Consider the following 12931-nt stretch of genomic DNA (forward strand, 5'->3'; position numbering starts at 1 on the left):
TTTATAATACGAAAACGGCAGGATAGACGATCTTCCTGTTCTTCTCCCGAATGAAATATATTTTGTCAAAAATTGCACACCCCTGATTTAATACATGCTCTTTAACAAATGCGTTCCCGTTGAAGTACGGAAAATATTTTTGCACGTATTTTCAATTACTTCCTCAGAATATCCGCTTTCATCGGCATTCACCAGAAAATCCGCCTCCAGCAGGATCTGATGATCCGCGCTCTTTACATCTGTATATGTATGATGATGCTCAACCAGCCATCTGATTCGTTCTACCTTCTGCTTCTCAACCGGCAATTCAGCAAAAAATGCGTCTACCAGTGGCGCGCTTTCTTTCTCCTGCATTTTGCCATTTGCATTACCGTATTTTTCTCGGCACAACGGACATGCAATATCATGTACAACAGCCGTTAATTCCAGAATCTTCTGTGTATCCTCATCCAGTCCTTCCTTTTCTCCGATCGTCTTTGCGAACGACCAGACTTTAAGAAAGTGATTGATATCGTGTCTGTTTCCCTTATAAAAATCAATCATTTTTTCAATTGCAGTCGCAACCAGCATTATATTATTTCCTCCCAGCGTATATTTTTACTTGTATGATGTTAGGGTCAAAAGATTCCATACCGTTTTAGGCTTTTGCCCCTGGCATCTTTATATGCTATTATAATATTATCTTCTGCTGTATTGCAAATACGATTTATCACCCTTCTTTTCTCGCCACAACATACGCAACTCCTGCCGGCGCCTCCATCTGACACCCTAGATTGTACTTATTATATTCCGCTGTCTTTTCTAATTCTCTTCACTCTTCCACATCATCGTAAATCCACTTTTCCCATACCCTTGTCTTTTTAATTCCGGAGTAATACAAATCGGTCCCATAGTCATAAACCGGATCATTTCGAAGCTGATGCAATACATAATGTTCATGTTACTTTTTTCAAATTGAAGACTGAACCACAAATATCAGAAAACCGAGGACTGTTCCCCGGTTTTTTTTGCTTAACTATTTATAGTCCTCTTGCAAACTTAACTGCATTTTTTATATCTTCTTCATCTGGATGCCCTTTGGCAATACCACCCACCAGTTTAAATGGACCAAATGTGTCATAACCCTTGCACCCGAATTTTCCTATCACTTTAGAATGCTTCTTGTCTAAAATCTGCTCTATGGATTTATAATTCGCATTCCCACCATAAGTACAGATCAGAAATATCTTTTTGTCATCCGGTAGATTCTTCTCTGCAAATCCCAATATCGACTGATGAAACTTTGAAAAATAGATTCCTGATGCAAACCCAATTATATCATAACTGCTCAGATCTGCATCTGGCTGTTTCACAGCATCAATCAAATCCACCTGACATTCTTCTGCTATCCTCTTTACTAATTTTTCTGTATTTCCGTGATGCACAGATGCGTATACTATCGCTGTTCTCATTTTTCTTCCTTTCTGCCTGTTCCATCAATTAGGTCATAGCTCATATCCAAAAAGTCTAATGTCTTTGCTTCACTGACTGAACCATCCAGTAAAATCGTAATCCAGTGCTGTTTATTCATATGGTATCCTGGTAAAAAACCGTAAGTCTGAATAATCATACTGGTCATTTCCGGATCGCACTTTACGTCCATGATGTCAACCAGATCATTTCCCTCTAATCCCAACTTAGATTTCTCAACTGTCATGAGTACAGCATACCATTTTCCATTTTTATGACGAAGTACAGCACTGTCTGGCGATTTACTCCATAAATATTCCGGAACTGTGCCGTACTGTTTCTGCACATATTCAAAAATTTCTTCTTTCTTCACAATCTATTCAACTCCAGATTCTTCTGATATCCTGCCCATAATCATACCACATTTTCGTATCCCGTACTACCTGCCAAATTCTTTTGCATTTCTCTTATTCTTCTGACTTTAGCTAAATAACTTGTCAGTCGTATAGATTCATAGCTTTAGGTGCATATATAATTGTAAAAAAGTATTGACTCCGACGTTACGTAATAGTTTATGCTTAGAACACAAAGTTAGATAGGAGAAAATATTAATGATGACAGTGCATGAAGTGAGCAAGCTTACCGGAGTGAGTATACGCACTCTACAATATTATGATTGTCAAGATTTTCTTTTTGCTTATATTATCTCTTTTTATAAATCAACAGCTCCGGATTTTTACCATCCTTCTCATATGTACATACGAGAATAAAATCCATACCTGCCAGAATACCGAAGCACCTGTCTCCTCCAAATTCAGACTCCAGTTGATTCCCCAGATAGGTTTTCTGATCATTAAGGAATTTCACTTTTTGACCATTAGGCAGAGTATATTCCAGATTCACATATTTCCCCACAAGTGCATTTAGTTTGTCTACCCTTGGAAGTCCGTCTATATGCAGATCATTAATTTCATTTATCAATTGCTTTTTAAACTCTTCAAACTGCCCATTGTCACTAAGCTCATCATATCTTTTCCAGTAATCTAACTTTGGAAGCATTTCTTTCAGATAAGAACGTGCTTGTTCTTCGGTAAAGTTTTCATTTACCATATTCTTTACACACACATCAATCAATTCATCCATATCATTATATGTGTATGTTCCATCTGCATAGCACCATTTACAATACTCCTCATTTAATGCGCCATCCTTATCACGTCCCAATATGGAATCATCATCAATAGGCATGCCGCAGCACTGACAGATCAGCTTTCTGGGTTCTCCCAAAAGCGTATTGATCGAGACATCAAATTCTTTCGATAAGAGCTTAAGGGTATCAGTATTCGGAACGGTATCTCCATTTTCCCAGCGTGATACCGCCTGCCTTGTTACCATAATTTTATCCGCCAGCTCGTATTGTGACATTCCTCTTTCTGTACGAAGTTTCAAAATAATATTTTTTGTTTCCATAGTCATCACCTCCATAAGCATATCATATAGATAAATTCATGTTCCGAAAAGCAACCTGCTGTTGCCATACCCTGTCTATATGATTTAATTATCACTCTTTGGTCATGACTCTTTTACAATAGAAATTAATCTTGCCATATGATTTCCTTTCCGGCATAAGAAAAACCCTTGAAAACACTGGATTTTCAAGGGTTTTATGGATCTTATTAAAGAGCAGCAAATATCAGATTATTTACCCATCTGAGCTGCAACTTCTGCTGCGAAGTCTTCGTTCTTCTTCTCAAGGCCTTCACCTGTTTCAAAACGAACAAATCTCTTCACGCTTAAGTTAGCTCCGTTCTCTTTTCCAACCTTCTCTACGTATTTAGCTACAGTAAGGTCGCTATCCTGAACGTATGCCTGGTCTAACAGACAAATCTCTTTCATCTCTTTGTTGAGACGTCCGATGATCATCTTTTCGATGATGTTATCCGGTTTATTCGGATTCTCCTGTTTAGCCTGAGCAAGAAGAATCTCTTTCTCATGGTCTAAGAAGGACTGATCTACTTCATCACGGGAAGTATATTTTGGAGACATAGCTGCTACCTGCATAGCTACGTTCTTCAGACAAGTTTTGATCTCGTCATTGATAACATCTGTATCTGCTTCAACAAGAACACCGATACGTCCGCCACCGTGAATATAAGATACTACACATCCGTCAGTAACAACTTTCTCAAATCTTCTGATGTTCAGTTTCTCTCCGATAACAGAAATCTTCTCTGTCAGAGCATCCTGTACAGTCTTAGAAGCATCTTCGTTCCAAGTTTCTGCCATAAATGCTTCCATATCTTTGGACTCAGAAGCGATTGCCTGATTAACAACAGCTTTAACAAATCCCTGGAATTCTGCATTCTTAGCAACGAAGTCTGTCTCTGAGTTAACTTCTACGATTGCTGCAGTCTTATCATCTTTGACATCAGCCATAACAATACCTTCTGCTGCGATACGTCCGGCTTTTTTAACAGCCTTAGCTTCGCCATTCTTTCTCAGATATTCTACTGCCTCGTCCATGTTTCCATCTGTTTCATTAAGAGCTTTTTTGCAGTCCATCATTCCTGCACCAGTCATCTCTCTTAATTCTTTTACCATCTTAGCTGTAACTGCCATTTTTTTATCCTCCATCATTAAAAAGAATGAATCCTACTCTTCTACTGCCTCTGCTTCTTCAGCAACTTCCTCGTATACTTCATCAGCATCAGCTGCTCCCTGATTAGCTTCTACAACAGCGTCTGCCATCTTGGAAACGATCAGTTTTACTGCACGGATAGCATCATCGTTACCCGGAATTACATAATCTAACTCTTCCGGATCACAGTTTGTATCAGCGATTCCGATAAGCGGAATACCAAGTGTATGTGCTTCCTGAACACAGATTCTTTCTTTCTTAGGATCTACTACGAAGATTGCATCCGGAATAGTCTTCATTTCTTTGATTCCGCCAAGGTTCTTCTCAAGTTTCTCCCATTCTTTCTTAAGCTGGATAACTTCTTTTTTCGGTAATACGTCAAATGTTCCATCTTCAGACATTCTCTCGATATCTTTCAGACGAGCGATTCTGCTCTTAATTGTCTTGAAGTTTGTAAGCATTCCTCCAAGCCATCTCTCGTTAACATAGAACATTCCACAACGCTCTGCTTCTACTTTGATAGCATCCTGAGCCTGTTTCTTTGTTCCAACGAACAGAATGTTTCCACCTTCTGCTGCGATATCTGCTACTGCCTGGTAAGCCTCATCAACTTTTCCTACAGATTTCTGTAAGTCGATGATGTAGATACCGTTTCTCTCTGTGTAAATGTACGGAGCCATTTTAGGGTTCCATCTTCTTGTCTGATGTCCAAAGTGAACACCTGCTTCTAAAAGCTGTTTCATTGAAATAACGCTCATGTTTCTTTCCTCCATTTGGTTCTTTACTTCCGCATATATGTAAGTCTTTGAAACCTCCTGTATCAGGCCGGCACCATCTTGGACAAATATATGCGTGTTTTTTGCGACCTTAATAGGATAGCATAAAACCCTTGCTGTTGCAAGGGTTTTCGTAAATTCTGAAATATTTAGAAAACTTCTGATCAGAACTCTTTCTGCCCCATAATTTTAACTGATTTCCGATAAGAAGAGAAATAAATCATTCCCACCACAACTGCAGATAGTAACACAGTACCTAAAAAATGTTGTATAAATATACCTCCAAATGCATCTACAAAGATGGTAATAAATGCTACCAGTATTGCGCCTATTAACATATCAAATGCTGTAAAAAGAATAATAATCCCCATTACAAGCAGCAAAATAATAATTCTTGATTTTGATACATCATATTTCAGTTCTACCGGAAATATAATTGCCTGAAGAACTAATGCAACTGCCAATATTCCAAGAAACGCACTAAAAATTTCCTGATTACTATCTGCCTGATCCGGTGTAAAGAGCATCCCGATTTTAGTAAGAATCATACTTAAAATACCACCAATACATATACTCATAAGACTCAGCAGATACTTTTCCTTCACATATTCCTTTCTTGTAATAGGCAGTGTCATAAGATAAACAATTCCCTGGTCCGCCACATCGTATTGATACATTGTCCGGGCAATCATAGATAACCCAAACATGATATATCCCATCATAAAATACCAGTTTTGAAACAAAACACCAAATAAAACACTTACACCGATGATACTAACCCACAATCTTCTCTCATTTTTTAAAGTTCTTAAATCTTTCATGAGTAATGCTTTCATATTCTCTCTCCTCCTGCCATCAAAAGGATTAATTCGTCCACGCTTCCTTTTTCTATTACAATTTCCGGATTATGCATCTGATAATATGCCTTCTGATCTGTCAGACAGCTCCATCCGAAATTTTCTTTTTTCCGGCAGATAATATGTGACTTATCCATTTTTTTATATACCTCATCTGATACTTTTAATAATCCATATGCATCTAATAGCCGATCCATTTCTTCATGAAATGTAATTGTCCCTTTTTGAATCAGATAAATATCATCACAAAATGTTTCCAGATCTCCTGATAAATGCGAACTGATCAGAATCGCCCGTCCTTCCGTCTCCATATATTCCCGCAACAGTGTCAGCATCTGTTCTCTCGCCACCACATCCAGCCCGCTGGTCGGTTCATCCAAAAGTAATAACTTCGCTTTATGTGTAATTGCTGCAAATATCTGTAATTTTCGTTTCATTCCTGTTGAAAATTCCTTTATTTTCTTATTCATTGGAAGTTTATATTCTTCGCAATACTGTAGAAATTTATCCTTTTCAAATTCCGGATATAAGTCTTCCAGAAATGGGATAATATCATGAATTGTAAAATAACTTCCAAAACCGGTTTCCGCTAACACGACTCCTGTCTGCTGTAATATTTCTTTTTCTGGCTGTTTTCCATCATTACTGCACTCTCGTTTTTTCCCCAGCACTTCCATCTCTCCTGCTTCTTTTCCAATCAGCCCGAGAATAAGTTTAAATGTCGTACTTTTTCCTTCTCCATTCGCTCCGATCAGTCCCGTAATCATTCCAGGATATACTGTCAGAGAGCAATCCATCGAAAAATCCGGATATTTCTTCTGTACATGATTTAGTTTTATCATCACATCTTTCCCCATCTCTAACCCTCCAATACAATTTCAAATAATTCCGTCAAGTCATGATCTGTCAATCCGCAGCTTCTTCCTTTATGGATTGCCGCTTCCAGTTCTGCCTCAACTTCTTTTTTCTTTTCCTCCAGCAGCATATTCTGATTGGCACATGCTACAAAACTTCCCTTTCCATGTACCGTCACAACAAATCCTTCCTCTGTTAATGCGTCATAGGCTTTTTTTACAGTGAGCGCACTGATTTTTAAATCTTTCGCCATTGTACGGACAGACGGAAGCATCATCTCTTCCGAAAATTCTCCATTTATAATCTTCTCTTTAATCTGTTCTACAATCTGTTCATAAATCGGCTGCATGGATGAGTGATTAATAATCAGATACATCTTTCGCCCTCCTTCTTTGTAAACAGTATATAACAGTATATAACTGTTGTCAACTGTTATACACTGTTTATTCACCTATAAAACATGACACCGGCAGACTTTTTCAGGATACTAAACCAATTTTTCTAGTCGCCAAAAAAATCTGTATTTACAGATATACTTTCTATAAATACAGATTTTAAATCTTGATATTGTAATTTTATTTTCAAACGACTATATGCATTTTAAAACACAACATTCAGAAGCATTTTAAATCTCTCTTCTCCGTATACAGCGTGTGGTTTCTTTGCAGGCATGATAATTGTCTCTCCTGCTTTTAGGATATATACGTCTCCCACAATTCTATCATATAAAAAGGACGGGGAATAAATCCCCGCCACATAAAGTCTTTTAAAACTTACTAACTGATGTGTAATTAGCAAACTGTATGGATCCATCCTTCCGGAGCTTCGATGTGTCCCATCTGGATTCCAGTTAATGTATCGTATAGTTTCTTTGTGATCTCACCCATCTCTTCCATTCCGCTTGGGAAGCAAATTTCTTTACCATGATCTACGATCTTGCCTACTGGAGAGATAACTGCTGCTGTTCCGCAAAGTCCACATTCTGCGAAGTCTTTTACTTCATCCAGATATACTTCTCTTTCTTCTACTTCCAATCCAAGATAATGTTCTGCGACATACATCAAAGAACGTCTTGTAATAGAAGGAAGAATTGTGCTTGATTTCGGTGTTACTACTTTCTTATCTTTTGTTACAAAAATAAAGTTAGCTCCACCAGTCTCTTCAACCTTTGTTCTTGTAGCTGCATCCAAATACATGTTTTCATCGTATCCCTGTGCGTGTGCATCTACGATTGCATGTAAGCTCATTGCATAGTTAAGTCCGGCTTTTACATGTCCTGTTCCATGCGGTGCTGCACGATCAAAATCACTAACCCTGATTGTGATTGGTTTTGCTCCGCCTTTGAAGTATGGTCCAACTGGTGTAGTAAATACACGGAACTGATACTCATCTGCCGGTTTTACACCGATAACAGCGTTAGAACCAAACATATACGGACGTACATACAAAGTAGCTCCTGATCCGTATGGTGGTACATAAGCTGCATTTGCTTTTACAACATCATGTACAGCCTGTACAAATTTATCTTCCGGGAATACCGGCATTTCCAGTCTTGCTGCAGAATCAGCAAGTCTCTTTGCATTTAAGTCCGGGCGGAACATTACAATGTGTCCATCTTCTGTCGTATATGCTTTCAGGCCTTCAAAACATGTCTGTGCATACTGCAGTACTCCGGCGCATTCACTGATGACAACCTTATCATCTTCCGTTAATACACCTTCATCCCATGATCCGTCTTTATAATTTGATACGAATCTCTTATCTGTCTTTACATAGCCAAATCCAAGATTACTCCAATCGATATCTTTTTTCTCCATTTTCTATTCCTCCGTCCTTTTACAATTAAATATATTTATGATACCACTTAACACGAAACAATCCGCAGGCATCATAGTTGAGGCTTTTGTCCCAACATCATTGTATGCAAGTATTATAATACTGTCTATATAAAAATTCAAGAGTGCACTCTGTTTTTTATGTGTACAATTTTCACAAAATTATTTATCGCTCCATCATGCTAATCGATTCAATACCGACACTTCCTCCACGGACAACTTCAATACTCTTGTACTCTTCTTTCATAAGTTTGATTACTGCATCATTCTTTGTCGCTGTCTGTACAAATTCAAGAAGCAGACTGTCTTTACCATAATCAATAACTTTTGCTTTAAATGTTTCTGCAATCTGGAACAGTTCTACCTTATCTTCCGGTGTACATTTCTGTACTTTTACATAGAGAATTTCCTTCATTCTGACAAATACATCCGTAAAATCAATGACTTTAATTACTTCTACCAGACGGTTTAACTGTTTTTTAATCTGTTCAAATGTTTCATCGTCGCTGACGGTCGCGATCGTCATTCGTGATACAGTCGGATCTTCCGTTGTTCCAACAGTCAGACTGTCCAGATTGTAAGATTTTCCCGAAAACAGCCCTGAGATTTTAGACAGGACACCGACTTGATTTTCTACATATAAAGAAATCCAGCGTTTTTTCATTTTATTTCCACTCATAATCATTCTCCTTCCTGCTTAACAATCCATGATCATATCTTCTAATGTACCGCCCGGCTGGATCATCGGATATACAAGATCCTCCGGATCAATATCAAATTCAATGATATATGGCGTCTTTTTACTCTGCATTGCTTCTCTGAATGCCGGTTCAATCTCTTCCACTTTTGAAACATGGATTCCCTTCGCTCCATAGGATTCTGCAAGTTTCAGGAAATTCGGTGTATATTCCGGGCATGGAACTTCACCGCATTTTCCCCTGCATGCTGCTCCCGCTCGCAGGCAGGTCATGGAGTAACGTTTTCCATAGAATAATTTCTGCCACTGACGAACCATTCCCAGATTATTATTATTGAAAATACAGGAAATGATCGGAAGTTCTTCCAGCACCGCCGTTGCAAGTTCTTGAATATTCATCTGCATACCACCATCACCGGAAATAGAGATAACCGGTGTATCCGGATTACCGATCTTGGCTCCGATCGCACCTGGAAGTCCGTATCCCATCGTTCCAAGTCCACCGGACATCAGTAATTGTTTCTTATGTGTAATTTCTATAAACTGCGCTGTAAACATCTGATGCTGTCCAACATCCGTTACGATAATTGCTGCATCAAATACCTTGTTGATCGTATCGATTACATCCTGTGGTGTCATGATCGGCTTTCTCTTCATCTTCATCGGATGTTCTTCTTTCCATGTTTCAACCTGTGCACGCCATTTTTCTGTGTCACACTCTGTCACGTACTCTAACATTTTATCGATTGCTTCTTTTGCGTCCGCTACGATTGGAACATCGACCTGTACATTTTTTGAAATGGCAGCTGTATCAATATCGATATGAACAATCTGCGCTTTTGGTGCAAAAGAATGTAACTTACCTGTGATGCGGTCATTGAATCTTGTTCCGATAGAGAACAGCAGATCACATTCATTTACTGACATATTGGACGCATAAGCACCATGCATACCAAGATTTCCAATATAAAGTGGGTGATTTGTTGGAATTGCTCCTCTTCCCATAACCGTTGTTACTACCGGCACATGTGTGCATTCCACAAGTTCTGTAAATGCCTCCTGTGCATGAGCAACATTAACACCTCCTCCGGCAAGAAACAGCGGTCTCTTTGCCTTTCCGAGCATTTTCAGTGCACGTTTTAACTGTCCGATATGTACATGTGTATTCGGTTTGTATCCACGGATATTTACTTCTTCTGGATACTCTGCATCTCCCAGCTCTCCCATAACATCTTTTGGAAGGTCAATTAATACCGGTCCCGGTCTTCCGGTTCTCGCAATATAAAATGCTTCTTTTAAAATACGTCCGAGATCTTCTCTTCTACGTACAGTTACTCCGTATTTTGTAATACTTCTCGTAATACCGACAATATCGACTTCCTGAAATGCATCATTTCCAATAAGATGTCTGGATACCTGTCCGGTAAAACATACAAGTGGTACGCTGTCATAATAAGCAGTCGCGATTCCTGTCACCAGGTTTGTCGCACCCGGTCCGCTTGTTACAAGGCACACCCCAACTTTTCCTGTAGATCTTGCATATGCATCTGCTTCATGCACAAGCGCAACTTCCTGTCTTGGCAGGATCACTTTCGTATAATCCTGTTTGTATAACTCATCACTGATATCAATCGTGCAGGCTCCCGGATAGCCGAATAATGTGTCTACGCCCTCTTCCTTCAAAGCCTTTACTAATAATTTGTTTCCACTGATTTTTTTCATCTGCACAACCTCCTTGGCATTAAAAAAACCCTAAGCTCTATGCTTAGGGCGAATTACTCATCCGTGTTACCACCTAAATTCAGAAACTTTTGTCTCTGCACTCTGCCGATACAGGACTCCTACATCCGATATCGTTCCCATCTAACGCTGGGACTGCGTTGAAGCCTACTTGCTTTCGCTTTCAATTCACTGCTCGGGGGCTACTTCCATAATCACTTCACGAAGATTCACACCAGCCATCTTCTCTCTGTGGATCTGTAAATTATGTACTCCTCCCTGTCATAGCATTTTCACAATTATTTATAAAATCTATCTATTGTTTCACTCATTCAAATAAGTAATACAATTATAACTTTCTGAATATCTTCTGTCAACTGATATATTTTTAACTGCAAAGAACAATATTCATCAAGCTGTATGGCACTATACCAGAACTTTCTCTGCAATTTTTCCCCAGGAGATTCGGCTTACATCAGCCGGTCTGGTACAATTTTCCTCTACACTTTCCTGCAATGATTCTGCAATGCGTTTCTCATAAGCCGGAAGTTCTTCTCTAACTGCTTCATCCACGCGGTTCATCCGTGGAAGTTCTACATATCGGATATCCGCTCCCGGCGCATATGTATCCAGCCATTCGCGGATTCCCGGAAGATCCGACATCACAACACGGTCGCCACAGGCAAGTGCTTCGATCACTGTAAGCGGCAATCCTTCCGAAAAAGATGGTAGTGCAAAGATATCGCATGTATTATATACTTTTGCCAGCTCCATCTGCTCCAGTTTTCCAAGAAAATGAACCGGATATGGTGCCTTCTCTGCCAGTCTGCAGATTCTTGCATACTCTGTCTCATTTCCTGCGCCGCCAGCCAGATATACTTCCAGTTTATCTGCTTCATACGGAAGATAAGCAAGACTTCGGATCAGACTCTCTACGCCTTTCTTCTCTGAGATTTTCCCAGCAAACACAATCTTCGTCTTTCCGGGAACCTTCCGGATATGAAGATCACGGAAAATATGACTGTTATAGCCCATTCCAGATACTTCCACCTGTTCTGCTGTTACATGAAACATCTGGCAGATCTGCGTCTTCTGCTCTTCATGCAAAGCAAAAATCCGGTTTAGCTTCGCAATCTGCGCTTTGATATACTCCTGTTTTAACACATTTTTCTGCAATTGTCTGAGATCTGTATTATGACAGAAACCATATACCGGAAGTTCCGGAAAATGTTCCCGCACCAGTGCTGTAAGCAGATACAGATGATGACTTAAGATCAGATCCGGCTGAAATTCCTTTACTGCCTGCCTGATCTTCGTCAGGAAAACATTTGCAAACTGCCCTGCCATTTCTTCTGTCATATCACAATATCTCGTGCTTTCATAAGGCATCTCATCCGACATTCCCGCAATCGGAAACGGCAGCTCCTCTGACTTGAAAATAACCGGATATACTTTTGTATTTTCCGGAACTTCTGTCTTATCTTCTTTATAAACACCGGCAACTACTGCTTGTTCATGTCCTTTTGCTGCCAATTCCTTTACAAGTTCTGTCAAAAACACGCCACTACCGGTACTGTTTGGCTTCTGTGCCGTAATACTCAGTATTCTCATCTTTCTTTTTAAATCCTCTCATATACCGTAAAATAATACTCCAGATCAAAACATGTCTGTTCTTCACTGATCTTTGTCATCTTCCACTCTGGATCTTCATCCAAACTCGGAAAATAAGTATCTGCATCATACGCATGATCAATCTTTGTAACCAGTGCTGTATCGCAGTACTTTAACATCGCACGGTAAATGCTCTCCCCACCGATTACGAATGTCTCTCCCTCGTACTTCTTCGCTTCTTCCAGTGCTTCTTCTACACTGTGTACAACAACCGCGTCTTTTACTTTGTAATCCGGATTCTTGCTGATTACAATATTCACACGGTTTTTAAGTGGCTGGCTCTGTGGAAAACTTTCCAGTGTTTTCCGTCCCATAATAACAATATTCCCCTTTGTTGTCTCACGGAAAAATTTCATATCTGCCGGAATGCTCCACATCAGGCGGTTGTTTTTTCCAATCGCCCAGTTTTTATCAACTGCAACTATTAATTTCAT

Annotated in this window: 15 protein-coding genes, 1 pseudogene and 1 other annotated feature; of the genes and pseudogenes, 1 reads left to right on the forward strand and 15 read right to left on the reverse strand. The window is 39.4% G+C overall.

Features of this window, described 5'->3' with window-relative positions; translation table 11 throughout:
• Positions 1 to 87 precede the first annotated feature (87 nt).
• The 3 genes from H8S07_RS00755 to H8S07_RS00765 all read right to left on the reverse strand — a co-directional run bounded on the left by H8S07_RS00755 (position 88) and on the right by H8S07_RS00765 (position 1822).
• On the reverse strand, positions 88 to 570 hold the full coding sequence (locus H8S07_RS00755; protein ID WP_117537128.1) for an HD domain-containing protein: 483 nt from the start codon (positions 568 to 570) through the stop codon (positions 88 to 90).
• Positions 571 to 1019: 449 nt separating this feature from the next.
• Entirely contained in the window at positions 1020 to 1451 is a 432-nt protein-coding gene (locus tag H8S07_RS00760) for a flavodoxin family protein (protein ID WP_117537127.1), read from the reverse strand.
• Positions 1448 to 1822, reverse strand: a complete 375-nt coding sequence (locus tag H8S07_RS00765) for an MmcQ/YjbR family DNA-binding protein (RefSeq protein WP_117537126.1) — start codon at positions 1820 to 1822, stop codon at positions 1448 to 1450. Before H8S07_RS00765 ends, H8S07_RS00760 begins: the two co-directional genes overlap by 4 nt.
• Positions 1823 to 2063: 241 nt before the next feature.
• Here H8S07_RS00765 and H8S07_RS14715 point away from each other — a divergent pair, with 241 nt between their 5' ends.
• The gene (locus tag H8S07_RS14715; protein ID WP_330598471.1) at positions 2064 to 2219 is read left to right on the forward strand and encodes a MerR family transcriptional regulator; all 156 of its coding nucleotides are present in this window, start codon (positions 2064 to 2066) and stop codon (positions 2217 to 2219) included.
• Here H8S07_RS14715 and H8S07_RS00770 read toward each other — a convergent pair.
• From H8S07_RS00770 to H8S07_RS00820, 12 genes and pseudogenes are all read right to left on the reverse strand, one after another.
• A complete protein-coding gene (locus H8S07_RS00770) occupies positions 2152 to 2919 on the reverse strand; it encodes a zinc ribbon domain-containing protein (RefSeq protein ID WP_117537125.1) in 768 nt (255 codons plus the stop codon). The genes H8S07_RS14715 and H8S07_RS00770 overlap by 68 nt on opposite strands.
• Before the next feature lie 228 nt (positions 2920 to 3147).
• A complete protein-coding gene (gene tsf, locus H8S07_RS00775; RefSeq protein WP_117538339.1) occupies positions 3148 to 4068 on the reverse strand; it encodes a translation elongation factor Ts in 921 nt (306 codons plus the stop codon).
• Between the two features lie 33 nt (positions 4069 to 4101).
• Complete coding sequence (rpsB, locus tag H8S07_RS00780; protein WP_117538340.1) at positions 4102 to 4845, reverse strand: 30S ribosomal protein S2; 744 nt, start codon at positions 4843 to 4845, stop codon at positions 4102 to 4104.
• A gap of 182 nt (positions 4846 to 5027) precedes the next feature.
• Positions 5028 to 5699, reverse strand: coding sequence for an ABC-2 transporter permease (locus H8S07_RS00785; RefSeq protein ID WP_117538341.1), 672 nt, complete (start codon positions 5697 to 5699; stop codon positions 5028 to 5030).
• On the reverse strand, positions 5696 to 6562 hold the full coding sequence (locus H8S07_RS00790) for an ABC transporter ATP-binding protein (protein WP_117538374.1): 867 nt from the start codon (positions 6560 to 6562) through the stop codon (positions 5696 to 5698). The genes H8S07_RS00785 and H8S07_RS00790 overlap by 4 nt, the downstream gene beginning before the upstream one ends.
• A 17-nt stretch (positions 6563 to 6579) precedes the next feature.
• On the reverse strand, positions 6580 to 6951 hold the full coding sequence (locus H8S07_RS00795) for a GntR family transcriptional regulator (RefSeq protein ID WP_021861530.1): 372 nt from the start codon (positions 6949 to 6951) through the stop codon (positions 6580 to 6582).
• Between the two features lie 224 nt (positions 6952 to 7175).
• Positions 7176 to 7271: pseudogene (locus tag H8S07_RS14830) on the reverse strand (cupin domain-containing protein); the annotation flags it as partial.
• A 95-nt stretch (positions 7272 to 7366) separates the two neighbouring features.
• Positions 7367 to 8392 carry a branched-chain amino acid aminotransferase gene (locus H8S07_RS00800; protein ID WP_021861532.1) on the reverse strand — a complete coding sequence of 342 codons (1026 nt, stop codon included), beginning with the start codon at positions 8390 to 8392 and terminating at the stop codon, positions 7367 to 7369.
• 184 nt (positions 8393 to 8576) lie between these two features.
• Complete coding sequence (ilvN, locus tag H8S07_RS00805; protein ID WP_021861533.1) at positions 8577 to 9089, reverse strand: acetolactate synthase small subunit; 513 nt, start codon at positions 9087 to 9089, stop codon at positions 8577 to 8579.
• 18 nt (positions 9090 to 9107) lie between these two features.
• Entirely contained in the window at positions 9108 to 10829 is a 1722-nt protein-coding gene (gene ilvB, locus H8S07_RS00810; RefSeq protein WP_021861534.1) for a biosynthetic-type acetolactate synthase large subunit, read from the reverse strand.
• A 41-nt stretch (positions 10830 to 10870) separates the two neighbouring features.
• Positions 10871 to 11121 (reverse strand) — a binding site (T-box leader).
• Between the two features lie 131 nt (positions 11122 to 11252).
• Positions 11253 to 12437, reverse strand: coding sequence for a glycosyltransferase family 4 protein (locus H8S07_RS00815; RefSeq protein WP_117538342.1), 1185 nt, complete (start codon positions 12435 to 12437; stop codon positions 11253 to 11255).
• Positions 12438 to 12445: 8 nt separating this feature from the next.
• Positions 12446 to 12931, reverse strand: coding sequence for a dihydrofolate reductase (locus tag H8S07_RS00820; protein ID WP_021861536.1), 486 nt, complete (start codon positions 12929 to 12931; stop codon positions 12446 to 12448).

The sequence above is a fragment of the Dorea hominis genome, assembly GCF_014287705.1.
In the GTDB taxonomy this organism is placed as follows: Bacteria; Bacillota; Clostridia; order Lachnospirales; family Lachnospiraceae; genus Dorea_D; species Dorea_D hominis.

Excerpts from the sequence above, each read along its gene's own strand:
- ilvN (WP_021861533.1), bottom strand. The coding sequence starts at position 9,089 with ATGAGTGGAAATAAAATGAAAAAACGCTGGATTTCTTTATATGTAGAA.
- H8S07_RS14715 (WP_330598471.1), top strand. The coding sequence starts at position 2,064 with ATGACAGTGCATGAAGTGAGCAAGCTTACCGGAGTGAGTATACGCACT.
- H8S07_RS00800 (WP_021861532.1), bottom strand. The coding sequence starts at position 8,392 with ATGGAGAAAAAAGATATCGATTGGAGTAATCTTGGATTTGGCTATGTA.
- ilvB (WP_021861534.1), bottom strand. The coding sequence starts at position 10,829 with ATGAAAAAAATCAGTGGAAACAAATTATTAGTAAAGGCTTTGAAGGAA.
- H8S07_RS00770 (WP_117537125.1), bottom strand. The coding sequence starts at position 2,919 with ATGGAAACAAAAAATATTATTTTGAAACTTCGTACAGAAAGAGGAATG.
- H8S07_RS00795 (WP_021861530.1), bottom strand. The coding sequence starts at position 6,951 with ATGTATCTGATTATTAATCACTCATCCATGCAGCCGATTTATGAACAG.
- H8S07_RS00760 (WP_117537127.1), bottom strand. The coding sequence starts at position 1,451 with ATGAGAACAGCGATAGTATACGCATCTGTGCATCACGGAAATACAGAA.
- H8S07_RS00815 (WP_117538342.1), bottom strand. The coding sequence starts at position 12,437 with ATGAGAATACTGAGTATTACGGCACAGAAGCCAAACAGTACCGGTAGT.
- H8S07_RS00785 (WP_117538341.1), bottom strand. The coding sequence starts at position 5,699 with ATGAAAGCATTACTCATGAAAGATTTAAGAACTTTAAAAAATGAGAGA.
- H8S07_RS00790 (WP_117538374.1), bottom strand. The coding sequence starts at position 6,562 with ATGATAAAACTAAATCATGTACAGAAGAAATATCCGGATTTTTCGATG.
- H8S07_RS00755 (WP_117537128.1), bottom strand. The coding sequence starts at position 570 with ATGCTGGTTGCGACTGCAATTGAAAAAATGATTGATTTTTATAAGGGA.
- H8S07_RS00820 (WP_021861536.1), bottom strand. The coding sequence starts at position 12,931 with ATGAAATTAATAGTTGCAGTTGATAAAAACTGGGCGATTGGAAAAAAC.
- rpsB (WP_117538340.1), bottom strand. The coding sequence starts at position 4,845 with ATGAGCGTTATTTCAATGAAACAGCTTTTAGAAGCAGGTGTTCACTTT.
- tsf (WP_117538339.1), bottom strand. The coding sequence starts at position 4,068 with ATGGCAGTTACAGCTAAGATGGTAAAAGAATTAAGAGAGATGACTGGT.